Here is a 24,307-nt window from a genome sequence, read left to right as displayed (position 1 = left end):
CTCAGACCTTGAAGCGCGATACGCCGCTGCGCAGGTCGTTGGCCACCAGCGTCAGCTCTTCGATCGCCAGGCTGGACTGGCGCAGCGATTCCACCGTCTGCTGGGCCGCGTCGCTCAGTTGCTGCAAGGCCTGGTTGATCTGCTCGGCGCCGGTCGCCTGCGCCTGCATGCCTTCGTTCACCATCTGCACGCGCGGCGCCAGCGTCTGCACCTGCTGGATGATCTGCGACAGCTGGTCGCCCACCTGCTGCATGTCGGCCATGCCGCGGCGCACTTCTTCCGAGAACTTGTCCATGCCCATCACGCCGGCCGACACCGACGACTGGATCTCGCGCACCATCTGCTCGATGTCGTAGGTCGCCACGGCCGTCTGGTCCGCCAGGCGACGGATCTCGGTCGCCACCACCACGAAGCCGCGGCCGTACTCGCCGGCCTTCTCGGCTTCGATGGCGGCGTTCAGCGACAGCAGGTTGGTCTGGTCAGCCACCTTCGTGATGGTGGTGACCACTTGCGTGATATTGCCGGCCTTCTCGTTGAGGATGGCGAGCTTGGCATTGACCGAACCGGCCGCGCCGACCACGTTGCGCATCGTGTCTTCCATGCGCGCCAGGCCGACCTGCCCGCTGCCGGCCAGCGAGGCCGTCTGCTCGGCGGCGCCGGACACTTCCGTCATGGTGCGCACCAGCTCGCGCGAGGTGGCCGAGATTTCGCGCGACGTCGCGCCGATCTCGGTGGTGGTGGCCGCCACTTCCGATGCGGTGGCCTGCTGCTGCTTGGACGTGGCCGCGATTTCGGTGACCGACGTGGCCACCTGCACGGCCGAGCGCTGGGTCTTGCTGACCAATCCGGTCAGTTCGTCCACCATGCCATTGAACCCGCCCTCGATGGCGTTGAATTCGTCCTTGCGGGCCAGCGTCAGCCGGCGCGTCAGGTCGCCGCTGCCGGTGGCTTCCAGCGTCTTGACGATGGCATTCATGGGGTTGACGATGGCGCGCATCAGCAGGATGCCGCAGATGACGGCGGCCACGATCGCCAGCCCCAGCGACACGAGCATGCCGACCTCGGCCGTGTCCACGGCCTTCTGGATGCTGATGGCCGACTCGTCGGCCTGCTGCTTGTTGGCCGCCACCATCTGGGCCAGCACATCGCGGCCGATGTAGAACGCCGGACGCAGGTCGGACTTGATCTTGGCCTGCGCCTTCGCCGGGTCCGCCTGCATGGCGGGATCGAGGATTTCGCCGCGGATGCGCATGTAGGCTTGCAAGGTCTTTTCGAATTCCTCGAACATCCGCCGGTCGTCGCCGCGCACCACCGTGCGGCGGTATTGCTCGATGTTCTCGTGCAGTTGCTGGTCATTCTTGGGCAGCGCGGCCAGGCCAGCCTGGCGCTCCTGCTCGGAGTCGCTGTTGAAAGCGTCCTGCACCACCACGAAGCCCGCGAACCACGACGAACGGATCGACGTGCTGTAGTAGATGCCCGGCACCGCGTCCGAATTGATCGACTTGGCCTCGGCCTCGACCTGCAGCAACCGCTGGTAATCGACCACCACCATCAGCGCCATGATGGCCAGGATGACCAGGAAGCTGGCGATGATGCGTTCACGTAGTGTCAGATTCTTCATACCGGGGACCTTTGTGCAGTATCGGCTGCCCGCGCTCGGATCGGCGCGGTCGACGCTGGCGGCGCACGTTGTCGGCGCGCCGGCCGCCCGTTCATGACGGGATGTGGGAATAATCAACAATTATTGCAAAGGCGCGGCCGCTCAGCCATGAAAAAACAGGGGAAACCCCATAAAGCCGCCCTGGTTCGTCGGAAAAAAGCAAAGCCCTCTTACAAGGGCTTGTCTTTTAGTGTGACAACGCGTACCCAATGCTCGCATGCCTGCGGCCACAGGCTTCAGCGCAACCAGTTTTCGACGGCAAGGCCGCGGATACGCTCGAATTCCCGGGTATTGCCGGTCACGAGCGTCAGGCCCAGCGCGCAGGCATGCGCGCCGATCAACATCTCGTTGCCGCCGATGCTCTGCCCCGCCGCTTCCAGCTCGGCGCGGATGGCGCCGTATCTGGCATCGGCCGGCGCTTCCAGCGGCAAGACGGGGATGACCTCCAGCAAGCGCTCCACCTTGGCGCGCAACTTGGCGGAGCCCTTCTTGGCGCACCCGAAGCGCAACTCGGCCGCGACGATGACGCTGGTGCACACCTTGCGATGACCGACCCGGGCAATATGCCGCGCCGCCGGACCGGCGGGGTCGCGCAGGAGCGCGCTGATGATGCTGGTATCCAGCAGATAGCCACTCACAGCGCATCCTCGGGCGGCGGTGGCGGATCGGCGATATCCGGAAACTGATCATCAGGTCCGAGCGGCGCTTCCTGCTGCCATTGCGCCAGCAATTCCACGACGTTTCTCGGCCCTGCCAGCGGTTCGATGATGAGCCTATCGCCCTCTCGGCGGATCAGCACGCGATCGCCCGGCAATTCAAATTCGGCCGGGATGCGAACGGCCTGGCTGCGGTTGTTGCGAAAGAGCTTGGCTTCGCGAGGCCGCAAGGCAGGTTTCGGGATCGTCATGGCAGCCCCGCCGCTCAAAATTGCATATGCAAAATTGTATATGCCTATGAATCAGTTCCACAAGCCCTGAGGCGGACGCTGCCCCACCCAGTCGCGCACCTGCTCATAGGCATGCGCCAGCCGCAGCACCGCCAGGTCACCGCGAGGCGGGCCGATCAGCTGCATGCCCATGGGCAGCCCGGCCGCGCCAAAGCCCACCGGCACGCTGATCACCGGGCAACCGGCCAGCGTCCAGGGCGTGACGGTTTCCATCCAGCGGTGATAGGTATCCATGCTGCGGCCGGCGATTTCCTTGGGCCAGTCCAGCTGCGCATCGAACGGGAACACCTGGGCCGTGGGCACCGCCAGGAAATCGACGTCCTGGAACATGGCCAGCACCGTCTGGTACCAGGCGCTGCGCTCTTCGGTGGCCTGGAATACCTGGTGCGCCGTCATGCCGTCCAGGCCTTCGACTTCCCAGATCAGGGCGGGCTTGACCAGCTTGCGCGTTGCGGGGTCGCGCACCAGGCCATGGAACTGCCCGCCCACCATCAGGTGGCGGTGGGCCAGCCAGATGCGCCACAGCCGCGCCGGGTCGAACGGCACGCGGTAGGCGTCGACCTCGCAGCCCGCCGTTTCCAGGTCCGCCAGCGCCTGCTCGCACAGTTCAAGAATGCCCGGTTCCATAGGCAGGTAGCCGTTCCAGTCGCCCAGCCAGCCGATGCGCGTGCCGCGCAGGTCGGCGTCCAGCGGCTGCGCGAACACGGTCGGATCATCGCCCAGCGACAGCGGCACCCGGGCATCCGGCCCGGCAATCACCGACAGCATGCGCGCCACGTCGCGCGGCGTGCGGCCCATGGGGCCTTCGTACGACAACTGCTTGAGGAACACTTCGTTGGACGGCCCATAGGGCACGCGCCCGGCCGACGGCCGCATGCCGTAGACATTGCAGAACGCCGCCGGATTGCGCAGCGAACCGCCGAAATCGCTGCCATCGGCCACGGGCAACAGACGCGCGGCCAGGGCCGCCGCCGCCCCGCCGCTGCTGCCGCCGGCCGTCTTGGACCGGTCGTACGGATTGAGGGTGGTGCCATAGACCTGGTTATAGGTGTGCGAGCCCAGGCCGAACTCCGGCACATTGCTGCGACCGATGAAGATCGCCCCTGCCGCGCGCATGCGTTCGACCAGGATGGAATCGTGCGATGGGACGTGGTCTTTGTAGACCAGCGAGCCCATCGACGTGACCATGCCGCGCACGGCGGTCAGGTCCTTGGGCGCCTGCGGCAGGCCATGCAGCCAGCCCAGCCACTGCCCCGCCGCCAGTTGCGCGTCGCGCTCGTCGGCTTCGCGCAGCAGGTCGTCGGCATCACGCCGCGCCACGATGGCGTTCAACTGCGGGTTGACCGCGTCGAGGTGCTGCAGATAGGCCGCCATGACCTCGCGGCAAGAGACGCGGCGCTGACGGATGGCGTCCGACAGCGCATGGGCGGGCATGGCGACGATATCGTTCAGGCGGCCCAGGGGCGCGGGCGGGGGGGTGCGGGGTTCCATCGTTGTTTCCTCTTGGGTCTGCTCTTGGGGCTGCTCTGGGGCTGCGTTCGAGCCGGCGGTCCGGCGTGCTGGCCGGCTGGCGATCGGGCCGCCATTGGCACGCCGACAATACTACGCCGTCAAACGGCGCGCACAGCCATCAAGAGAGACATTCCGGCGTCATCGCGCCGCACGGCCGCGCGCGGAATCAGACGGACGGACGCGCAAACACCAACAGCGTGGACGTCGCCGACGCCAGCAAGCGACCCTGCGCATCGGTCAGCTTGGCTTCGGCATACGCCACCCGCTGGCCGAATGACAGCACGCGGCCTTCGGCGCGCAGCAAGCCGCTGTGGCGCGTGATGGCCTTGTGATAGGCCACCTTCAGTTCCAGCGTGGTGTAGGCCTGTTCAGCCGACAGGCGCGAATGCACCGCGCAGCCGCAGGCCGAATCCAGCAAGGTGGCGGCATAGCCGCCGTGCACCGTGCCGATGGGGTTGTAGGCATGCGGGCCGGGCGTGCCGGCGAACACCGCCAGGCCTTCCTCGGCCTCGATGAAATCGAAGTCCAGCGACACCAGGATGCCGGGTTTGCGGCCCGAGGCCAACAACGCGCGCAACTGCTCCAGGCCGCTCAGGCCGGCGCCGGTCTGATCGACCAGACTGGGTTCGCGTTGCGGGGCGGTGGACACGCGGGCGGACTGGGAGGAATCGGACGTCATGCGCAGGGCTCCGGAATGGGAAGGGAAAGGCCGGTCAACCGGGGCGTCGCGCACGCCCACGGCAATCGTCGAACACGCTGATGATCCTGATATGACAGCCATCATATAGCAAACATTCGATGACGCCAGCCTGTCCGGCATTGCCCCCCATCCTGCCAACGCCCGACCGCTCCCCGCATCGAACCGGTCAGCGCGCCGCCCGGCCCGTGCCGATCAGATCGATCAGCCCGTCGGACAGCGTGCCGCGCCAGCTCAGGTAGTCGTGCCCACCCGCCACTTCCTGGTGGGTGACCCGATAGCCCTTGGCCTGCAGCACGTCGCGCAGATGGCGATTGGTTTCGACGATGCCGGGCTGGCCGCCGCGGCCCATCTCGAACCGTCCCGCCACCAGGTAGAAGCGCACCGGCAGCGTGCGCCGGGCGGCAAACTGGCGCGTCAGCCATTGGTCTTCCTGGCCCGGCTGGCCCCACCAGTACGAGCCCGACTGGCTCAGCACGTTGCCGAACACCTCGGGATGGCGCAGCGCCGCATACGACGATGCCAGGCCGCCGTAGCTGGACCCGCCGATGACGGTGCGGGCGGCCGGCGCGGCGATGCCCTGCCGGGCCGCCCACGGCATCAGTTCGCGCGCCAGGAAATCGGCGAAGTCCGGATTCGGCGGCAGTTCGGCCGCGCGCGAATCGGCCGTGGGGTTCGAGATCAGCACCGCCGCCGTCGGCGGAATCACGCCCGCGGCGATCATGTTGTCCAGAATCGTCGGGGTGGGCACCCGGCTCAGATAGGGCCCGGCATCGAACAGCACCAGCACATGATTATGGGCGGCGCCAGGGCGCCAACCGGCCGGCCGGTACAGGTGGATATCACGGGTGTTGCCCAGGATGGCGCTGGCCAGGGGACGGGTTTGGACCGTGCCCGGTGTGACGCCGGCGCGCGGCGCCACCCAGGGCTGGGCGGGCGCATCAGCCAGTTCCAGCACCGACGCGTACTGGAAGGCGTCGATGCCGCGCTCGGGATAGGCCTTGGGATTGAAGGGATCGGCCTGCGCGGTGGCCAGGATGGCGCGGCGCCGGGCCGTGTCGGACGCCGGCAGTTCGGGCACGTCGGGCGCCATCTTGTACGACAGCCGCGCCGACCGGGGCAGCACGAAGCTCTTGTACCAGACGTCTGACGCCCCCAGCCGCTGCAACGGCGCGTGGTCGGAAGACGGGCTGCCGAACAGCCGCACATTGCGCTCGGCGCCGCGCCACAGGAAAGTCACGCGGTCGTGCGTGGCATCCACCGGTTCCACCAGCGGCGCGCCGCGTTCGGCGATCTCGCGCCAGAAGGCTTCGGTGCTGCCGCCCTGCGCCAGCGTGCCCGCCAAGGCCGCCAACCGCGGGCTGTCGATGACGGGTGCGGGCGCGCGCTGCGCCGCCAGCGGCACGCGTTCGGCCACCGTCCAGCGGTAGGCGCCCTGCCCGGCCGCGCGCACGAGGTAGCGGCCGTCGGCCGGCGCCACCAGCATCAGCCCGCCGGCCGGACGTTCATCGTCGCTCAGCCGGCGCACGTGGCGGCCGTCGGCGTCCAGCAGGTCCAGCGTGACGCCGCGCGCGGCTTCCCAGTCACCCGCCAGGAATTCGCCCTTGGACAAGGTCAACGCCGTGTCCGCTGGCGTACCGGGCACAACCTGGCCCTGGGCGCTTTGCGCCCGGGCGTCGCCGGGGCCGCCCAACGCGAAGGCCAACGCCAATGCCAAGGGAGCGGCCCGCCACGGATTCATCTTGCTGCTATGCATCTTCGTTTTCCTTACCAGCGGTAGTTCAGGCTTGCGGACACGGTGCGGCCGGTGCCGTAGAAGCACGCGGTTTCACCGGCGCACGAGGCCACGTAGGTCTTGTCGAACAGGTTGTTGACGTTCAGTTGCAGACGCGCGCCGGCCAGCCGCGGCGACACCTGCGCCAGGTCGTAGCGCAGCACGGCGTCGTAGAGCGTCACGGCCGGCACCTTGAAGGTATTGAGCGGATCGCCGTAGCTGGTGCCCACATAGCGCACCCCCGCGCCCAGGCCCAGGCCGGCCAGCGGCCCCTCGGCGGCGGTATACATGCCCCACAGCGCCGCCAGGTGGCCCGGTTGGCGCGCCGGCTGCCTGCCCTGCACGCCGGCCTGCGAACTCTGGCGCACCTTGGGGTCCACATAGGTGTAGGACGCCACCACTTCCAGCTGGCGCGTCAGGTTGCCGCGGGCTTCCAGCTCGACCCCGCGCGAGGCGATCTCGCCCGTCTGCACGTTGAACCCGATGGTGCTGTCGTAGGTGGCCACGTTGCGCTGGCGCAGGTCGAAATACGACGCGGTGAACATCGCATCGGTGCCGGGCGGCTGGTACTTCAGGCCGGCTTCCCATTGCTTGCCGGTGGTGGGCTTGAACGGGTCCGATCCGGGCGCGCCGCGCGTCAGTTCGGGTTCGAACGACGTCGAATAGCTGGCGTACGGCGCCAGGCCATTGTCGAAGTTGTAGATCGCGCCGACGCGGCCGGTGAAGGCGTCATCGTCCTGGCGGCTGTCGGCGCCCAGGCGGTTCTCGGTGCGCGCGCGCGACCAGTCCTTGCGGCCGCCCAGCACCACGTTCAGTTGGCCGATGCGCACCTGGTCCTGCAAGTAGGCGCCCAATTGCGAGGCGGTCTGCAACTGGTCGGTCATCAGCGCCAGCGGCCCCACGGGCTGGCCATAGACCGGGTTGCGCCAGTCCAGCGTCGGACCCTTGCCGCGCAGCAGCTGGTAGTCGGTGCGCGTCTGGCGGTAGTCCACCCCGGCCAGCACGGTGTGGCGCGTGGCGCCCAGGTCGAAGTCGGCCTGCGCCTGGTTGTCCACCACGACCTGGCGGATCTTCTCGTGCTCGTCGCTGGCCGTACGCGTGAACGTCGCCTGGTCGGGCAGCAGCACACCGAACACCAGCTTGCGGTAGCGCTGGCTGATGGTCGAATAGCGCAGGTTCTGGCGCAGCGTGAAAGTGCCGTTCAGCCGGTGTTCCAGTTCATATCCCACCGAGCCCTGCTCGCGCCAGGACTTGTCGTAGTCGGGGTCGCTGCCGTTGAAGCTGCGCGGAATGTGGCCATAGCCCTTGCTGCCGCCATACACCAGCCCCATGGCCGGCAGGAAGTTGCGGTAGCCGGCTTCGGGCTCGTTCTGGTAGCTGGTCAGCAGCGTGAAGCGCGTGTCGCTGTTGGGCAGCCACGTGAACGCCGGCGCCAGCGCCACGCGTTCATCGCGCACGCCATCCACGTCGCTGTGCTGGGTGCGCGCCAGTCCGCTCAGCCGATACAGCAGCTTGCCGTCGTCGTCGATCTGGCCGCCGGCATCGAACGCGGCCGAGGCGCGTTCGTGGTTGCCGACATCGAACTGCACCTCGCGCAGCGGCTCGGCCTGCGGCCGCTTGCTGACCAGGTTGAGGATGCCGCCCGGGCTGGCCTGGCCATACAGCACCGATGACGGACCCCGCACCACTTCCACCCGTTCCAGCAGCCAGGGATCGATCTGCCCCTTGGACGCCGAGCCATAGGCCAACCCGTCCAGGAACTTGGGCGCGTAGCCGAAGCCGCGCATGAAGACTTCATCGGTCTGGTTCGACGACCCGCGGTACTCGGTGAACACCCCGCTGGAATAGCGCAGCGCCTGCGACACCGATTGCACATCCTGCGCCTGCATCTGGTCGCGCGTGATCACCGACACCGCCTGCGGCGTTTCCATGATGGACGTGTCCGTCTTGGTGCCGCCCGAGCTGCGCCGCGCCAGCATGCCGTCCACCGGACCGGTGGCGCTTTCGCTGCGCCCGTCCACCGTCACGGGCGCCAACGTGCTGATGCCTTGCGGCACGACCCGCAACGACCAGGCGCCCGACGCGCCGCGTTGCGCCTGCATGCCGTGGCGCGCCAGCAGCGCGGCAAAACCGTCTTCGACCGTGTAGGCGCCGCGCAGGCCGTCGCTGTGCAGCGCATCGGTCAGGCGACTGTCGCCAGCCAGCAGCACGCCGGCCTGCAAGGCATAGCGGTTGAGCACGTCGGTCAAGCGGCCCGGGCCGACATCGACGTGATGAACGGTGGCGGCCGGGGCCGACGGACCGGCCGCCGCGCACGGCGGGGCCAGCGTGGTGGCCAACGCCACGGCGGCGGCCGCGGCCGACAGTTGCCGGGACAGCCAGGCCCGCCGCAAGGCCGGACGCGGCGCGGGCGCGTGGGGGATCGACATGAAAGCTCCTGAATTCGGGTTGTGCAAGCACAGGCCTGCAATGTCTATACCGAACCAGGAACCGAAAAGGGAACTGCACGGACGACCACCCACCAGGGCAAGGTACGGCTGGCCTTGACCGGCAGCACGGCTTCCAGCATGGCCAGCGCATGGTCGGTGTCCGCCAAGGGGAAATTGCCCATCACGCGCAGGCCCGCCACCGCGGGATCGCAGCCCAGGTAGCCGCGCCGGTAGCGCCCCAGTTCCGCCAGGAAATCGGCCAGCGGCCGGCTGTCGGCCAGCAACACCCCGCGCGCCCACGCGTGCCGGGCCGGGTCGGCGGTCGCTGCGGGGGCGATGCCCGACCGCGTGAACACCGCCCGTTCGCCTGCCGCCACGCGGCGCCGTTCGCCGGTATCGGCGCAGCTCAGCTCCACGGCGCCGTCGAACACGTCCAGCGTGCTGTCGGTGGGGCCGCAGCGTACCGAAAAACGCGTGCCCAGCGCCCGCAGCAGGCCCTGGTCGGTACACACCAGGAAGGGTCGCTGGCGCGGATCGGCCGCGGTGTCCACCAGGATCTCGCCGGCATACAGGCGCAACAGCCGGCGATGGTCGTCGTAGCGCGGCTCGACCGCGGTGTCGGTGTCGAGCCAGAGATGCGTGCCGTCGGCCAGGATTTCTTCGCGCACCTCGCCCACCCCCGTGCGCAGGCCGGCATGCCACGACCGCCAGGGCGTCCCGCGTACCGTGAACAGTCCCGCCACACCGGCCGCCCCCCAAGCCAGGCACAGCCGCAACACGCGGCGGCGCCGTTGGCCCGAGGCCCGCAACACCCCTGCTCCCAGCGCGGCGCCGGCCTGACCGGCCAGCACTTCGAAACGGCCGCTGACCTGTTCCACATACGACCAGGCCTGGCGGTGGGCCTCGCGCGCCTGCACCCAGCGCGTCCAGCGCTGCCGGTCAGCGGCCGTGCAGTCGTGGTCGCGCAACACCGCATACCATTCGGCGGCCTGCTGCAGGGTGTCGAAATCCGGGGCGGGCCCGGCCGCGGCGACCGGATTTTCCGTCAAGGCCTGCCGCATTCAATGCCCCGGCGGGACCGTCGCCGCGCCGACCGCGCCGATCGTGCCGGCAACACCGGCTGCACCGGCTGCACCAGGCGCACCTGGCGCGCCGCTGGCGCTTGCCGCAAGGGCGATGCAATGCAGCATGGCCTGCGCCATGTATTTCTTCACCATGCGTTCCGACACGCCCAATCTCGCGCCGATGTCCGCATAGCCCACGCCTTCCAGTTGTGCCAGCACGAAGGCCTGACTGACCTTGGGCGGCAGCCGGTCCAGCATGGCGTCGATCTCGAACAGGGTTTCCAGGATGATGGCGCGTGATTCCTCGGACGGCGCCACGGCCTCGGGGCGAGCCGCCAGGGCTTCCAGGTAGGCCTGTTCCAGCCGCTGGCGGCGCCAATGGTCCACCAGCAGACCGCGTGCGATCGTGGTCAGGTAGGCGCGCTGCCCGCCTTCGCCGCCCTCGATGCCGCGTGGCCGCGCCAGCACCCGCACGAAGGTATCGTGGGCCAGGTCTGCCGCGTCACAGGCGTTGTTCAGGCGAAACGTCAACCAGCGCTGCAACCACCCATGGTGGTCGCTGTACAAGGCGGCGGCGTCAGTGGGCGGGCACGGCATGGCATCGACATCGATTTAATAGGAATAAGTATCATTATTACCTGAAAGATGCCGCGATTGGATGCCTGTCTCATCCGTGCAACGCGTTTATCGGACGGTATCGCCAGACGGCGGCATCTGGCGCCTTCGGTGGCGACACCCCTCGGGACCTATTCAAAAAGATGCTGCGCCAGGTGATCCACGAACACCCGCAGCTTGGGCGACGGATGCCGGCTGGCGGGCCATAGCGCCCACATCGTGCCGTTGCCGCGCGTGCGTTCATCCAGCACGATCTGCAGCCGACCGTCCGCCAGCTCCTTGCGAATGGTGAAGTCAGGCAGGCAGACGATGCCCAGCCCGCTCAGCGCCAGGAATATCCGCATCTCGACGCTGTTGCACACCAGGGTCAGCGGCAGTTCGGGCGGCTGCGCCGTGGGGCCCACCTTCAGCGGCCATTTTTCCAGCTTGCCGGTGCTGGGGTAGCGGTAATGCAGGCAGCTGTGGCGCAGCAGATCGGCCGCGCGCTTCGGCGTGCCCTGTGTTGCCAGATAGTCCGGCGAGGCGGCCAATACGCGCCGGAACGGGCCCAGGCGGCGGCGTTTCAGTCCCGAATCGTCCATCTCGCCGGTGCGCACCACGGCGTCGTAGCCTTCGCCAATCACATCGACCATGCGGTCGGTGAAGTCCAGGTCCAGCTCGACCTGCGGGTAGCGCTTGAGGAAACTGGCCAGCGCCGACTCGAACAAGCCGCTGTAGCGCGGCAGGCTCACCCGCAGCCGGCCGCTGGGCGTGCCGCTGGCTTCGGACAATTCCAGTTCCGCCGCTTCGACCTCGCACAGGATGCGGCGGCAGCGCTCCAGGAACTTCTCGCCTTCCGGCGTCAGGGCAATGTGACGGGTGCTGCGATGAAACAGCCGCACCTTCAACCGCGCCTCCATCCGCGCCACGCTCTTGCCCACCGCCGACGCCGACACCCCCAGCACCCGGCCCGCCTCGGCAAAGCTGCGCGTGTCGGCCACCAGCACGAACACGCCGATACCGCTCAGGCTATCCATTGCGTTGCCTCGTCATTGCTGCCTCGTCATTGATTGCGTTGCCTCGTCATTCATTGCGTTGCCTCGTCATGCATTTTCCTGGCCTCGCGATCCCGTTGCCTTGCTGTCCATTGTTCCGTCTTCCGCCATCTCAATACGGACTCTCATGTCCGGAATATTCGGAATCCTAGCCTATTTTTCTTTTATGGCTGGCTGCCTATTCTGCGGGCACTGCGTGGGCTGAGTGGCGTTCCCCCCCCACATCACGCCCACATTCCTGTTTCGCTTGCGGCGCTGCGCCGCCTGATCCGACCATGACATCGCCTGAGCTTTCCCCCGCCCCCAACCGCTGGCTGCAATTGCTGGCCGCCTGCCTGACCGCCGTACTGATCCCGCTGTGCTTCACCGGCCCCGCCGTGGTGCTGCCCTCGATCAGCCAGGCGCTGGGCGGCACGCCGGTGCAATTGAACTGGATCCTGAACGGCTACATCCTGGCCTACGGCAGCGTCATCATGGTGTCCGGCAGCCTGACCGACCTGTACGGCCCGCGCCGCGTCTGGCTGGGCGGGCTGGCGTGGTTCTGCGCCTTTACGTTTCCCGTCGCCTGGGCGCCGTCGGCCGGCTGGATCGACGTTCTGCGGCTGATGCAGGGCGTGGGCGGCGCGGCGGCCTTTGCCGCGGCCATGTCGTCGCTGGCGCCGCTGTTCCATGGCGCGGCCCGCGCGCGCGCCTTCAGCCTGCTGGGCACGACGTTCGGCATCGGCCTGTCGTTCGGCCCGCTGATCTCGGGCTGGCTGGTGCAGACGGCCGGCTGGCGCTGGGTCTTTCACGGTACCGGCCTGGTGGGGCTGATCGGCCTGGCGCTGGTGGCCGCCAGCGTGCGGGCCACGCCGGGCGTGACGCACGGACGCTTCGACTGGCGCGGCGCGCTCAGCTTCACGGGCGCGTTGGGGCTGTTCACCTACGGCATGCTGCTGGCCCCCGAAAACGGCTGGACCGACCCCGCGGTCGCCGGATCGCTGATCGCCTCCGTGCTGCTGGCCACCGCCTTCATCATCGCCGAGCTGCGCACGCCGCATCCGATGCTGGACCTGTCGCTGTTTCGCAGCGCGCGCTTCGTCGGCGTGCAGGTCCTGGCGGCCTCGCCCGCCTTTCTCTTCATCGTGCTGATCGCCATCCTGCCCGGCCGCTTCATCGGCATCGACGGCTATCGCGCATTGGAAGCCGGACAACTGATGATCGGACTGGCCGCCCCCTTGCTGGTCGTGCCTTTCCTGGCGGCGCTGCTGACCCGCTGGGCCAGCCCGGGCGCGCTGTCCAGCGCAGGCCTGGTCGCGGTGGCGGCCGGCCTGGCCTGGCTGGCCCGTGACCTGTCCGGCGGCGCCGATGCACTGTGGCTGCCCATGGGCCTGATGGGAATCGGCATCGGCCTGCCCTGGGGGCTGATGGACGCCATGGCGGTCAGCGTGGTCGAACGCGACCGGGTCGGCATGGCCACCGGCATCTTCAACACCGTGCGCGTGTCCGCCGACGGCGTGGCCATTGCCGTGGTCAGCGCCTTGCTCGCCACGCTGATCCACGCGCAGGCGTCCAGCGCGCTGCCCGGCGCCAGCGCCCCGGCCCTGCTGCAAGCCGCCAACCGCACCGCCCTGGGCCAGTTGGCCGAAGCGACCGAGGTGCTGCCCGGCGCAGGCCCCCTGCTGCACCAGGCGTATGACACGGCCTTCGGCCAAGTGCTGTATGTCCTGGCGGGCATCGCGCTGCTGCTGGCCGTGCTGGTGTACGCGTTGCTGGCGCGCCCGCGGGCGACGCCGGCAGCGACCGTGCGCACGCAAACATCCTGATGCCGTCGGATCGCGCCGGTTTGCGCCAGATCAACTCGCCCGCCTCCCTCGCGCCCTACTATCCAGGCCATCTTTTCAGCCGTCGCCCGGGGAGACGCCCTTGTCCGAATCCGACCTCTGCACCGAAGCCGAAATCCGCGACCTGGTGCATACCTTCTATGCCAAGGCGCGCGCCGACGACGCGTTGGGCCCGGTATTCGAGGCCCAGGTGCACGACTGGGACGAGCATCTGGTCACACTGTCGGACTTCTGGTCGGCCGTGCTGCGAGGCACCCGGCGCTTCACCGGCATGCCGATGCCCAAGCACGTGGCCATGCCGCACTTGAGCGCCGAATTGTTCGAACGCTGGCTGGCGCTATGGGGCGAAACCCTTGCCGCGCTGCCCAATCGCGCCCTGGCCGAGGCCGCGGGCGAAATGGCAAACCGTATGGCGCGCAGCCTGTGGTACGGCTATCAGCTCAGCCGCGACCCGAACCAGCCGTTGACGGACCTGCGCCCGGCGTAAGGGCCTGCCGTAGACCCAGCCCGCCCGCGCCCGCTGCCCTGGCCCTAGTCCACCCGCCACCAGCCAGGCAGTAGCTTGCGCACCTTGGCCCGCCGATACCGGTCGTCGATCAGATGCACCGTGCCCACGTCCTGCTCGGTGCGGATCACCCGGCCGGCCGCCTGCACCACCTTTTGCATGCCGGGGTACAGATAGGTGTAGTCGTAGCCCTGCGCCTCGCCATAGCGCAAGTCCATGGCGCGCTTGATGTTTTCGTTCACCGCATTCACCTGCGGCAGCCCCAGCGTGGCAATGAAGGCGCCGATCAGCCGCTTGCCCGGCAAGTCCACCCCTTCGGAAAACGCGCCGCCCAGCACCGCAAACCCCACGCCCTGCCCGCTCTCGGTAAAGCGCGCCAGGAACGCCGCGCGATCGGTTTCCCCCATGCCGGGCGTCTGCAGCCAGATCGGCACCTGCGGATGACGCTGGCGCATCAGGTCGGAAACCTGCCGCAGATAATCGAAACTGCTCAGGAACCCCAGGTAATTGCCCGGCCGGCGTGCGTATTCGGCCGCGATCAGGTCCACGATGGGCGCCAGCGAACGTTCGCGGTCGCGATAGCGGGTGGACACGTTGCCCACCACCTTCACCACCAGTTGCTCGGCCTGGAACGGCGCGGCCACGTCGATCCAGGCAGCATCCGCCGGCAGCCCCAAGGTATCGCGATAGAACTGCTGCGGGCTCAGCGTGCCCGAAAACAATACCGTGGCATGCGCCGCCGCGTGGCGCGCCGCCAGGTAGGGCGCGGGGATCACGTTGCGCACGCACAGGGTCGACGGCGGCGTCTTGGCGCCCTGCCCCCGCCCATCGGCCCGCGTCACGTCGAACAAGGCGTGCGAGCCGAACTGCTCGGCCAGGCGCATGAAATGCAGCGCTTCGAAATAGAACGCCAGCACGGGATCATCCTGCGCCAACGGCGACTCGCCCAGGTAATCGGTAATGGCCGCCACCGCTTTCTGCACGGCCGCCAACACCCCGGCCGGTGCGGCGTCGTAGGCCTGGTAGGCCTCGACCTGTTTCTTGTTCAGCGCGGTCCACGAACGCTGCAGGCCGTCCAGGGCCTTTTTCAGCGGCTTGGGCGCGGCCTGGCGCGCAGCGGCCAGGGTCAGTTGGTCCAGCTCGCTCGTATACATGCGGCGGGCGCGTTCGACCAGGTTGTGCGCCTCGTCCACCAGCACCGCCACCTTCCATTGATTGGCCTGCGTCAGGCCATGCAGCATGGCGGTGGCATCGTAGTAGTAGTTGTAGTCGCCCACCACCACGTCGCTCCAGCGGATGAGTTCCTGCGACAGGTAGTAGGGGCAGAGGTGATGCGCGCGGGCCACGGCGCGGACCGTGGGCGCATCCAGGCGGCCGTGGGGCCGACGCCCGGTCTGCCCCGCAACCACGCCGTTGTGCGGGCGTGAGCTTGAATCGAGACCTGGGGGTGAGCGCGGGCCGTCGTCTTCGCGTGGGTCACCCTCTTGAATCAATGCCAACGCCGCCTCGCGCGCCGCGGGCAGGCGGTCGTAGAACCCCTGCGCCAGGGGGCAGGAATCGCCATGGCAGGCCTTGTCGGGATGCTCGCAGGCCTTGTCGCGCGCCACCAGGTCCAGCACCCGCAGCCCGGGCGCCGCGGGCTGCGCATTCAGGGTATCCAGGGCCTCAAGCGCCAAGCCGCGCCCCGACCCCTTGGCCGCCAGGAAAAACACCTTGTCCAGCCCCGTGCCCGGGCTGGCCTTGAGCAGCGGAAACAGCGTGCCCAGCGTCTTGCCGATGCCGGTGGGCGCCTGCGCCATCAGGCAGCGGCCATCGCGCGCCGTGCGGTACACGGATACGGCCAGCTCGCGCTGGCCGCTACGGAATTCGCCATGCGGAAACGCCAACTTTTCCAACGCCGCGTCGCGCGCCTGGCGATGCGCCAGTTCGGTGCGCGCCCAGGCCAGGAAGCGGCTGCATTGTTCCTGGAAAAACGCTGCCAGCCAGGCCGCATCGCGGCTTTCGGCCAGCACGGTTTCTTCTTCGGTGGCTACGTTGAAATACACCAGCGCCACCTGCACCTGGGCCAGGCCGCGCGCCTGGCACAGCAGGTGCGCATAGACCCGTGCCTGCGCCCAATGCGCGGCGCGGTGGTTGTCGCGCACGCTGTCGAACCTGCCGCGATAGGTCTTGATTTCTTCCAGGCGGTTGGCCACGGGGTCGTAGCCATCGGCGCGGCCCCGCACCAGCAGCGTGTCGTACTGGCCGGACAGGGCCACTTCGGTTTCATAGGCCGGCCCGCGCCTGCCGGTGACCACCGCGTGGCCGGCCATGCCCTCCAGCCCACTGGGCGCCGGCGTGAAACGCAGGTCAAGGTCGCCCTCGCGGGCGGTGAATTCGCACAGCGCGCGCACCGCGACCGCATAACTCATGCCGCGGCCTCGCGCCAGCTGACATGGCACACGCGCACCGGCATGCCATGCGCCGCGCAATAAGCCAGCCAGCGGATCTGGTTGTCTTGCAGCTTGTCGCCCGGCCCCTTGATTTCGATGAGTTCATAGCCCGGCGCGTCGGGCTGGAACCGGATCAGGTCGGGCAAGCCCGAGCGGTTGGCCTTCACGTCACGCAGCAAGCGCTCGAAGAACAGCTTCAGGTGGGCGGCGGGCAGCGAGGCCAGCGCCTGATCCAGCAGCGCGTCGGACAAGGCGCCCCAGAACACGAACGGCGACTGCACACCCTGCTTTTCCGCGTAGCGCTGGCGGATGGTGGCGCGGTACTGCCCGGTGTCGAGCTGCGCCAGGCATTCGTCGAACAGCGCCTGGCGCCGGGCGTGGAAGTCGGGGGAATCCAGGTCGGCCGGACCGCGCTGGAACGGATGAAAGAACGCCCCCGGCAACGGCGCGAACACCGCCGGCCAGCACAGCAGGCCGAACAACGAATTGATCAGCGTGTTTTCCACGTAGTGCACCGGCGCGTCATCGCGGTGCAGGTGGTCGCGCGCGGCGAATTCCACGGGCGCGGGCGGCTGCGGGCGGTCAAGTTCGAGGTCGATGCGCGTGACCGGCGCGGCCGCCGCGCCACGCGGCGCGCCGTGGCCCAGCTTGCGACGCAGGCGCGGCAGCATGCGTGCCAGGCGCTGGGTTTCTTCTTCGCTTTCGGGCTGGGCCTGGGCCTGCAAGGCCAACGCCAGCGCATCGTCGAAACGTTCCATGCGTTCATGCACGCGGATGCGGCGGTGCCGCGCACCGGGATAGGCGCACTGGGCATAGACGCGCTGGGCCGCGGGCCAATCCTGCGCCCGCTCGCACGCCTGGCCGATGCGCAGCAGCACCTTGGCGCGACGCTTTTCCAGCCAGGCATTGCCGCTGGCGCAATCGGCCACCGCCTGCAACAGGGCGTCCAGGTCCAGCAGGTCGTACGGCACGTCATCCAGCGCGCGGCGGCAGGCGTGCAGCGCCAGGTAGCGGTCGACGTCGTCGCGCGACTGGAAAGCCCGCGACGCCGCATCGAGCGGCACCGCTTCGTACTGGAACACGCCCAGGTCGGCCAGCACGAATTCGGACCAATCCTGGTGCAGATTGCCGAAGAACATCAGGCGCAGGCGTTCGCACAGATCGGCCACTTCAACGCGCCAGGCGAGGTCGGCCTGATCGGCCCAATCCGCATAGGGTTGGGCCGCGGGGTGGGTTGCCCGCAAGGCCTCTAGCCAGTCGCCCTTGCGCGCCCCCTTGGCCGCCGCCCCGGCGAACATCCGGTCGAGTTCGGGCCGCGTATGCAACCCGAACAGTTCGTCCAGCGTCATGGGCGCATCGGCATCCAGCCAGCCCAGCGCCAGCAGCGGCGCCGCGGCATCCACGGTATCGGGGATTTCTTCGTAGACCAGCCGGCTGGCCCGAAACCACGGCCCGCGCCGCATCAGCATGCGCACCAGCAACGCCTGCGATGCCTGCGGCAACGCCGCGAAATCCGCCATGAAGCGGCGTTCGCGGTCGTCCAGCAGGTCGGCATAGCGTTCGCCGACCCACGCCAGGGCGCGCTGGAAATTGTGCAGGTAGTAGTAGCGGTGCGGGGCAAGCATCGGCGGAGCCGGAAGACTGGTTATTTATCCAGTAATCATAGCAGGCCGGACACCCCCCGTGCACCGCGGCACCTGGCCGGTGACGCGGATTCATCCATGCCGCACGATCTCGAACCCCTCGTCCTCCTGTGGCGCCACGAAATAAGCGGTGATGGCGTCGTACTGCGCCTCGCTGGTCGTGAACGGATGCGTGCCCGAGGCGTTGCGCGCACGCAGCCGCGCCTTGCAGACCGCGTCAGGCAGATCCAGGAAATGCAGTTGATGCGGGCAACCAGCGGCCGTGGCGACCTCGCGCAGCCACTCGCGGCTGCGGCGGGTGTTGGCCGGAAAGTCCAGCACCACCGACAGCCCTGCCCGTACCAGCGCAACCACGTGGCTGCCCATGGCATTGCGCAGCCGGCCGGCGCAACGGCCATAGTCGGCGACGTCCAGGATTTCACCCGGGTACAGCGCGGCCAGCCAGGCGTCTTCGGTGATCAGCAGCGTGTGCGGCCGCGACGCCAGTTGCGCGGCCAGGGTGGACTTGCCGGCGCCGATCTTGCCGCACAGGAAGTGCAGCGTCGGCGTGGACGTGGCAGGGGAAAGCGTGGATTGCATGGCATGCCTTCAGAAAAGAAGCCAAGCGGCGGGCCAACAAAAAACCCGCCAGTGGCGGGTTGATGTAGCGATGATCCGACGCGCGCTAACCCACCATTGGCCCAATGGGGGGAATAATCAAGGCGAACGAAGATTGCGGGCGGTTCATGCGAAGATGATGCGCGCGCCCAGCAACCCTGTCAACAAGGATCCCATGCCCGCTCCCACCGTGACCCTGCGCCTGGCCACCGCCCGCGACGCCGACGCCATCGCGCAGATGCACGCGGCCAGTTGGGCCGTCACCTACCGCGGCCTGCTGCCCGACGGCTTTCTCGACACGAACCTGGCCAGCGAACGGATGGTGCATTGGCAGGACAAGATGCAGGACGCCAACGCCGACGCCCAGGCCGTGTTCATCGCCGAACAGGATGGCCAGCCTATCGGTTTTGTGTGCGTGAAGCAGGAACAGGGCAACCCGGACGGCGTGCTGCTGGACAACCTGCACGTGCTGCCCGCCTACCAGGGCACGGGCGCCGGCAAGCGCATGGTCGCGCAAGCCGAGGCCTGGGCCCGCGCCCGCGGCGCCTCGCACCTGTACCTGTATGCGCTGGAAGGCAACACCCGCGCCATCAACTTCTACGAACGCCAGGGCTGGCACTACGCTGGCACGGAAACCGACCAGATCGGCGGCATCACGGCGCAGGCGCGGCGCTACGAACGGCCGCTATAAGACCGCTGCAAGACCGCTGTTGGAACGTTGCAGCCCCCAAAGAAACGGTGCCGCGCCGCCCGCAGGCAACGCGGCGCCGTTGGCCGCATGCAAAACGCGTGAAGCTAGCGCTTGGGCTGCGGCGCCGCGCCCACGTCCTTGCGCACCTTGGCCACGTCGGACGCGCTGACCTTGGCGCCCTGGTTGCCCCAGCTGGACCGCACGAAGGTCACCACGTCGGCGACTTCCTTGTCGGTCATGCGCCAGTCAAAGCCCGGCATGGCGTAGGCCGTGGGGGCCGCCGTCGTGCCCGGCATCTGCGCGCCCTTGAGCACGATGTGGATCAGCGAGGTCGGGTCCGCCGAATTCACGGTCGAGCTCAGCGCCAGTTGCGGGAACGTTTCCGTGTAGCCCTTGCCGGTACTGCGGTGGCAGGCCGCGCAGTTGTTCAGGAACGCCATGGCGCCGTCGCCCTTGTCCGTGCCGGTGCGCAGCGCCTGCGCCACCGTCTCGTTGTAGGCCAGCGGCTTGGTTGCGTCCTTGTTGACCGGCGGCAAGCTCTTCAGGTACACCGCGATGGCGTTCAGGTCGGCATCGGTGAGGTGCTGCGTGCTGTCCTGCACCACCTGCGCCATGCCGCCGAACGCCGCCGAGTGGCCGTTGCGGCTGGATTTCAGGAAGGTCGCGATGTCTTCCTTGCTCCAGCTGCCCAGGCCATCGGTCATGTCACCGCGCAGGTTCTTGGCCAGCCAGCCTTCGACCACGCCGCCCGACAGGAAGGCCGAACCGTCCGCGTCGCTCAACGCCTTTTCCTGCAAGGCCACGCCGCGCGGCGTGTGGCAGGTGCTGCAATGGCCCAGGCCTTCGACCAGGTACTGGCCGCGCAGCAGCGCCTGCTTGTCCGCATCGGCCAGCGCGGCGGCATTGGCGGCGGGGGCCGTCACGACGTCCGGGGCGAACATCCAGCGCCACACGCCCAGCGGCCAGCGCATCGACAGCGGCCAGGTGATGTCGGTGTCCTTGTTGGCCTGCTTGACCGGCGCAACGCCGTGCATGAAGTAGGCGTACAAGGCCTTGACGTCATCCGGCGTCACCTTGGCGTAGGCGGTATACGGCATGGCCGGATACAGCGAATGCCCGTCCTTGGCCACGCCGTGGCGCACGGCCCGGTCGAAGTCCTCGTAGGTGTAGTTGCCGATGCCCGTGTCCTTGTCGGGCGTGATATTGGTGGAATAGATCGTGCCGATGGGCGACTCGATCGGCAGGCCGCCGGCAAACGGCTTGCCGTTGGTGGCCGTATGGCAGGCGATGCAGTCGCCGACGCGCGACAGGTATTCCCCCTGCTTGATCATCTGCGCATCCGCGGCGGCCGGGGTGCCGTCGGCCGCCCAGGCGGCGCCGCACACCAGCATCGAGAGCGCCGCAGCAATGGTTTTCTTCATCATTGTGCGCTCCTCAGGCCTGGACCAGCGGGCCGGGGTTTTTCAGATACTGGTCGCGAATCGCTTGCGCGGCCCAGTACGCCAAGGCGCCGACCAGCCCGGTCGGGTTGTAGCCCATGTTCTGCGGGAAGGCGCAGGCGCCCATCACGAACACGTTGGACACGTCCCAGCTTTGCAGGTACTTGTTGACCACGCTTTCCTTGGGGTTGGACCCCATGATGGCGCCGCCGGTGTTGTGCGTGCTCTGGTAGACCCGGGTGTCGTAGCGCGCGCCCTTCTTGCGCACGGCCACGAAGTGCTTTTCGGGCTTCATGGCCTTGGCCACTTCGTCCATGCGGCCACCCATGTAGCCCAGCATGTCGAATTCGTTGTCGTGCCAATCGAACGTCATGCGCAGCAAGGGCTGGCCGAAGCTGTCCTTGTAGGTCGGGTCCAGCGACAGGTAGGCGTCGCGGTACGACATGACCGAACCGGAAATGCCGATGGTCATGTAGCGCTGGTAGGCGTCCTGCACGCCGGCCTTCCAGGCCGTGCCCCAGCTGGGCGTACCCGGCATGGTGGGCGTGGTCTTGATGGGACGGCCGCCATAGCGCACGTGGCGGATGCTGGCCCCGCCCACGAAACCCAGCGGGCCGTGGTCGAACTGGTCGCCGTTCAGGTCGTCCATGCCCACGCCGCCCGCGCCCGTGCCCACGAAGGGGTTGAGCTGGGTGCCCTTGGGCAGCAGCACGTTGACCGCGCCGTTCATCTGGTAGGCGTAGTTCTTGCCCACCACGCCTTCATTGGTCTTGGGATCGTAGGGCTTGCCGATGCCCGACAGCAGCAACAGGCGCACGTTGTGCATCTGGTAGGCCGACAGGATCACCAGATCCGCGGGCTGCTCGATCTCGCGGCCCTCGGCGTCGATGTAGGTCACGCCGACGGCCTTCTTGCCGGTCGAATCCAGGTTGACCTTGATGACGTGCGACTGGGTGCGCAGTTCGAAGTTGGGCTTTTTCAGCAGCACCGGCAGGATCGTGGTCTGCGGCGAGGCCTTCGAATACATGTAGCAGCCGTAGTTTTCGCAGAAGCCACAGAAATTGCAGGGGCCCAGGCGCACGCCGTACGGATTGGTGTACGGGCCGGACGCGTTGGCGGCCGGCGCAGGGTACGGGTTGAAGCCCACTTCGCGCGCGGCCTTCTCGAACAGCTGGGCGCCGTAGGTATTGGCCAGCGGCGGCAGCGGGAATTCCTTGCTGCGCTTGCCTTCCAGCGGGTTGCCGCCTTCGACGATCTTGCCGTTCAGGTTGCCGGCCTTGCCCGACGTGCCGCAGACGTACTCGAACTTGCTGAAGTACGGTTCCAGTTCGTCGTAGGTGACGCCGAAGTCCTGGATGGTCATGCCTTCGGGAATGAACTTCTTGCCGTAGCGCGTTTCGTAGCGCGTGCGCAGTTCAAGCTCTTCGGGCAGCGCGCGGTAGTGCATGCCGTTCCAGTGGAAACCCGCGCCGCCCACGCCCGTGCCCAACAGGAACGAGCCGTTCTGGCGGTACGGCACCGCCACGTCATCCACGCCGTGGCGGATCGTGACGGTTTCCTTGGACAGGTCCTGGAACAGCTTGCCGCGCACGGAGTACGCCAGCTCGTCCAGCACCTTGGGGTATTCCGCGTCCTTGGGCGTGTCCTGCATGACGCCGCGTTCCAGCGCCAGCACGTGCAGGCCGGCCTCGGTCAGTTCCTGGCCCAGGATCGCACCGGTCCAGCCGAATCCGACCAGCACGGCATCGACTTTGTCTTTCTTGATCGCCATGGCTTACCCCTTTTCCCCGGAAATCGAAACAGGCCCATAGGGATACTTGACGTTGGGCTGGTCGACCCAGTCCATGAAATCGCCACGTGCGCCAGGGAAACCCACCATCTTCCAACCCACCATGTTCTTGTTGCCGCCGTACATCGGGTCGGCAAAGAAGCCTTCCTTGGTGTTGGACAGGAGAAAGCTGAAGAACGTCTTGGCAGGCACGCTTTCCAGTTCGATCTTGCCGCCTTGCAGGTCTTTCAGGATCTGCTCCTGCAGGGGCTTGTCGAGTTCGGCGTAGACCTTGCCGTGGGTCTTCTTGCACCAGGCATCACAGGCCTCGATACCGTGGCGATAGACCTCGCGCGGATTCTGGTTCAGCTGGTAGCCCAGTTCGGGCGCCACGTCGGGATGGAACGGGCCCTGCATGTACCAGAGCTTGCCGTGGCCGAAAGGCGTTTCCATCTGGCGGTCGATGAATTCCGGCACGCCGGCTTCGATCGCGCCCGGACCGTACTGGTCAGCGGGGATCAGGTGATCCACCGCGGCGACGATGAAGTTCCATTCGGGCTTGGTGAAGTAGGTGGGCTCGTAGGCCTTGGCCGCGCTTGCCGCGCCGCCTTCCGAGGCGTTGGTACAGGCCGTGGTCAACGTGCCAACCGCCAGCGTCGACGCCGGCACGATGGCCAACGCCTGCAGAAACCGCCTGCGCGGTTTTGCGTCTTGTGTCATAGACATCTCCGTGAGAATTCCAAGTTGTCCTAGCGCGCTACCGAACATGAACCCTGGAAACACGAACTGCCGGGCTAGAAACAACACGCTTTTCGTTACATAAAAACAGCTTGCCCTTTGAAAAGGGACGTAAGGGAAAGCGGCCCTCATTATGCGCTTTTTGACCGATCTGATCCGGTCAATGGACCGGATCAGATCGCTTTTCTTGCCTTGGGATTCAGTTTTGCATTAAGGACACTGTAAGAAGACGACCCGCCCACGACCGCTCTGTATAGTGCGAAGGCCCCGTTTCTTTCGCGGCCAGCACGCTGTACATCCTGCCAATAAAAGTTACTTACAGACACCACTCCATGACCGAGAAAAGCAAAACCTGGCGCACGTCGACCACGACGACCCGTTGGAGCACCACGAACGACCTGTCCAGCGAGCAGCGCGCCAGCATCGAATCGCTGCTGGACGGCCAGTTGGGCGGCACCGACGTGCGGGTCAGCGAGCAATGGCGCTACGACAGCAGCGGCGAGGACGGCCCGTTCAAGGTGGAGATCAAGGATGGCGCCGTGACGGTGAACGGCCGGCGCTACGCCAGCCTGGACGAGGTGCCGCGCGCCGAGCGCGAGCGCATCGAGGCGCTGCGCGGCGGCCTGGCCGATGGCGGCCTGTGGGACATGCTGAAGGACGCCGGCGTGGATATCGGCGGACTGGCGGGCTCGGCGGGCCGGCCCGATCCGGACAAGCCGGAATTCATCATCGAAACGGATATTCCCGACGTGCGCCATGCCGCGCCCACGGCAAGTGGCGCGCCGCGGGCGGATGCGTTCGCGGCGAGCGCGCCTTCGCCTGATGCCCCGGCGCCAGGCGCCGTGCCGCGCAGCGGCGGCGGCCTGCTGCGCATCGTGCTGGGGGTGGTGGCCGTGGGCCTGGGCTGGTGGGTGCTACGGCTGATGAACGTGCTGTGACG

The 24,307-nt window shown here is 67.6% G+C and carries 20 protein-coding genes; 4 read left to right on the top strand and 16 right to left on the bottom strand.

Going from position 1 to position 24,307, the window contains the following annotated elements; genetic code table 11:
- Nucleotide 1: 1 nt before the first annotated feature.
- The 10 genes from AC6LJ2_RS02460 to AC6LJ2_RS02415 all read right to left on the bottom strand — a co-directional run bounded on the left by AC6LJ2_RS02460 (nucleotide 2) and on the right by AC6LJ2_RS02415 (nucleotide 11,713).
- Complete coding sequence (locus AC6LJ2_RS02460) at nucleotides 2-1,621, bottom strand: methyl-accepting chemotaxis protein (RefSeq protein ID WP_263914466.1); 1,620 nt, start codon at nucleotides 1,619-1,621, stop codon at nucleotides 2-4.
- Nucleotides 1,622-1,896: 275 nt separating this feature from the next.
- Nucleotides 1,897-2,298 carry a type II toxin-antitoxin system VapC family toxin gene (locus AC6LJ2_RS02455; protein ID WP_263914464.1) on the bottom strand — a complete coding sequence of 134 codons (402 nt, stop codon included), beginning with the start codon at nucleotides 2,296-2,298 and terminating at the stop codon, nucleotides 1,897-1,899.
- Nucleotides 2,295-2,567: an antitoxin gene (locus AC6LJ2_RS02450; protein WP_498150678.1), complete on the bottom strand. Its 273-nt coding sequence runs from the start codon at nucleotides 2,565-2,567 to the stop codon at nucleotides 2,295-2,297. Before AC6LJ2_RS02450 ends, AC6LJ2_RS02455 begins: the two co-directional genes overlap by 4 nt.
- Before the next feature lie 51 nt (nucleotides 2,568-2,618).
- A complete protein-coding gene (locus tag AC6LJ2_RS02445; RefSeq protein ID WP_445656647.1) occupies nucleotides 2,619-4,097 on the bottom strand; it encodes an amidase in 1,479 nt (492 codons plus the stop codon).
- Between the two features lie 187 nt (nucleotides 4,098-4,284).
- A complete protein-coding gene (locus AC6LJ2_RS02440) occupies nucleotides 4,285-4,797 on the bottom strand; it encodes a PaaI family thioesterase (RefSeq protein WP_263914461.1) in 513 nt (170 codons plus the stop codon).
- 187 nt (nucleotides 4,798-4,984) lie between these two features.
- Complete coding sequence (fes, locus tag AC6LJ2_RS02435; RefSeq protein ID WP_263914460.1) at nucleotides 4,985-6,571, bottom strand: enterochelin esterase; 1,587 nt, start codon at nucleotides 6,569-6,571, stop codon at nucleotides 4,985-4,987.
- Nucleotides 6,572-6,582: 11 nt separating this feature from the next.
- On the bottom strand, nucleotides 6,583-9,018 hold the full coding sequence (locus AC6LJ2_RS02430; RefSeq protein ID WP_498150677.1) for a TonB-dependent siderophore receptor: 2,436 nt from the start codon (nucleotides 9,016-9,018) through the stop codon (nucleotides 6,583-6,585).
- Nucleotides 9,019-9,062: 44 nt separating this feature from the next.
- Nucleotides 9,063-10,079, bottom strand: a complete 1,017-nt coding sequence (locus AC6LJ2_RS02425) for a FecR domain-containing protein (RefSeq protein WP_498150676.1) — start codon at nucleotides 10,077-10,079, stop codon at nucleotides 9,063-9,065.
- Nucleotides 10,080-10,679, bottom strand: coding sequence for a sigma-70 family RNA polymerase sigma factor (locus AC6LJ2_RS02420; protein ID WP_498150675.1), 600 nt, complete (start codon nucleotides 10,677-10,679; stop codon nucleotides 10,080-10,082).
- Nucleotides 10,680-10,828: 149 nt separating this feature from the next.
- Nucleotides 10,829-11,713 carry a LysR family transcriptional regulator gene (locus AC6LJ2_RS02415; protein ID WP_445656651.1) on the bottom strand — a complete coding sequence of 295 codons (885 nt, stop codon included), beginning with the start codon at nucleotides 11,711-11,713 and terminating at the stop codon, nucleotides 10,829-10,831.
- A 293-nt stretch (nucleotides 11,714-12,006) separates the two neighbouring features.
- Here AC6LJ2_RS02415 and AC6LJ2_RS02410 point away from each other — a divergent pair, with 293 nt between their 5' ends.
- The gene (locus AC6LJ2_RS02410; RefSeq protein ID WP_498150674.1) at nucleotides 12,007-13,536 is read left to right on the top strand and encodes an MFS transporter; all 1,530 of its coding nucleotides are present in this window, start codon (nucleotides 12,007-12,009) and stop codon (nucleotides 13,534-13,536) included.
- Between the two features lie 100 nt (nucleotides 13,537-13,636).
- Nucleotides 13,637-14,041 carry a group III truncated hemoglobin gene (locus tag AC6LJ2_RS02405; RefSeq protein WP_498150673.1) on the top strand — a complete coding sequence of 135 codons (405 nt, stop codon included), beginning with the start codon at nucleotides 13,637-13,639 and terminating at the stop codon, nucleotides 14,039-14,041.
- Between the two features lie 44 nt (nucleotides 14,042-14,085).
- Here the strand turns inward: AC6LJ2_RS02405 and AC6LJ2_RS02400 are convergent, their stop codons facing one another.
- The 3 genes from AC6LJ2_RS02400 to AC6LJ2_RS02390 form a co-directional block, all read right to left on the bottom strand.
- Nucleotides 14,086-16,470 (bottom strand): helicase C-terminal domain-containing protein, encoded by a 2,385-nt coding sequence (locus tag AC6LJ2_RS02400; protein ID WP_498150672.1) that lies wholly within the window; start codon nucleotides 16,468-16,470, stop codon nucleotides 14,086-14,088.
- Nucleotides 16,467-18,116 carry a VRR-NUC domain-containing protein gene (locus tag AC6LJ2_RS02395; RefSeq protein ID WP_498150671.1) on the bottom strand — a complete coding sequence of 550 codons (1,650 nt, stop codon included), beginning with the start codon at nucleotides 18,114-18,116 and terminating at the stop codon, nucleotides 16,467-16,469. The genes AC6LJ2_RS02400 and AC6LJ2_RS02395 overlap by 4 nt, the downstream gene beginning before the upstream one ends.
- 90 nt (nucleotides 18,117-18,206) lie before the next feature.
- The gene (locus tag AC6LJ2_RS02390) at nucleotides 18,207-18,713 is read right to left on the bottom strand and encodes a P-loop nucleotide/nucleoside kinase family protein (protein WP_263914451.1); all 507 of its coding nucleotides are present in this window, start codon (nucleotides 18,711-18,713) and stop codon (nucleotides 18,207-18,209) included.
- Between the two features lie 193 nt (nucleotides 18,714-18,906).
- Between AC6LJ2_RS02390 and AC6LJ2_RS02385 the strand changes: the two genes are divergently transcribed.
- On the top strand, nucleotides 18,907-19,422 hold the full coding sequence (locus AC6LJ2_RS02385) for a GNAT family N-acetyltransferase (protein ID WP_498150670.1): 516 nt from the start codon (nucleotides 18,907-18,909) through the stop codon (nucleotides 19,420-19,422).
- A 104-nt stretch (nucleotides 19,423-19,526) separates the two neighbouring features.
- Here the strand turns inward: AC6LJ2_RS02385 and AC6LJ2_RS02380 are convergent, their stop codons facing one another.
- From AC6LJ2_RS02380 to AC6LJ2_RS02370, 3 genes are read right to left on the bottom strand one after another with little or no spacing between them, the layout of a single operon-like run.
- On the bottom strand, nucleotides 19,527-20,846 hold the full coding sequence (locus AC6LJ2_RS02380) for a c-type cytochrome (RefSeq protein WP_498150669.1): 1,320 nt from the start codon (nucleotides 20,844-20,846) through the stop codon (nucleotides 19,527-19,529).
- A gap of 10 nt (nucleotides 20,847-20,856) precedes the next feature.
- Entirely contained in the window at nucleotides 20,857-22,632 is a 1,776-nt protein-coding gene (locus AC6LJ2_RS02375) for a GMC family oxidoreductase (RefSeq protein ID WP_263914447.1), read from the bottom strand.
- 3 nt (nucleotides 22,633-22,635) lie between these two features.
- A complete protein-coding gene (locus tag AC6LJ2_RS02370; RefSeq protein WP_445656658.1) occupies nucleotides 22,636-23,349 on the bottom strand; it encodes a gluconate 2-dehydrogenase subunit 3 family protein in 714 nt (237 codons plus the stop codon).
- Nucleotides 23,350-23,699: 350 nt separating this feature from the next.
- On the opposite strand from AC6LJ2_RS02370, the gene AC6LJ2_RS02365 reads away from it, so the two are divergent.
- A complete protein-coding gene (locus AC6LJ2_RS02365) occupies nucleotides 23,700-24,305 on the top strand; it encodes a hypothetical protein (protein WP_498150668.1) in 606 nt (201 codons plus the stop codon).
- The last annotated feature ends 2 nt before the right edge of the window (nucleotides 24,306-24,307 follow it).

The organism is Achromobacter sp. 1014246743 (assembly GCF_059760725.1).
This window is presented reverse-complemented; position numbering and strand designations above follow the sequence as displayed.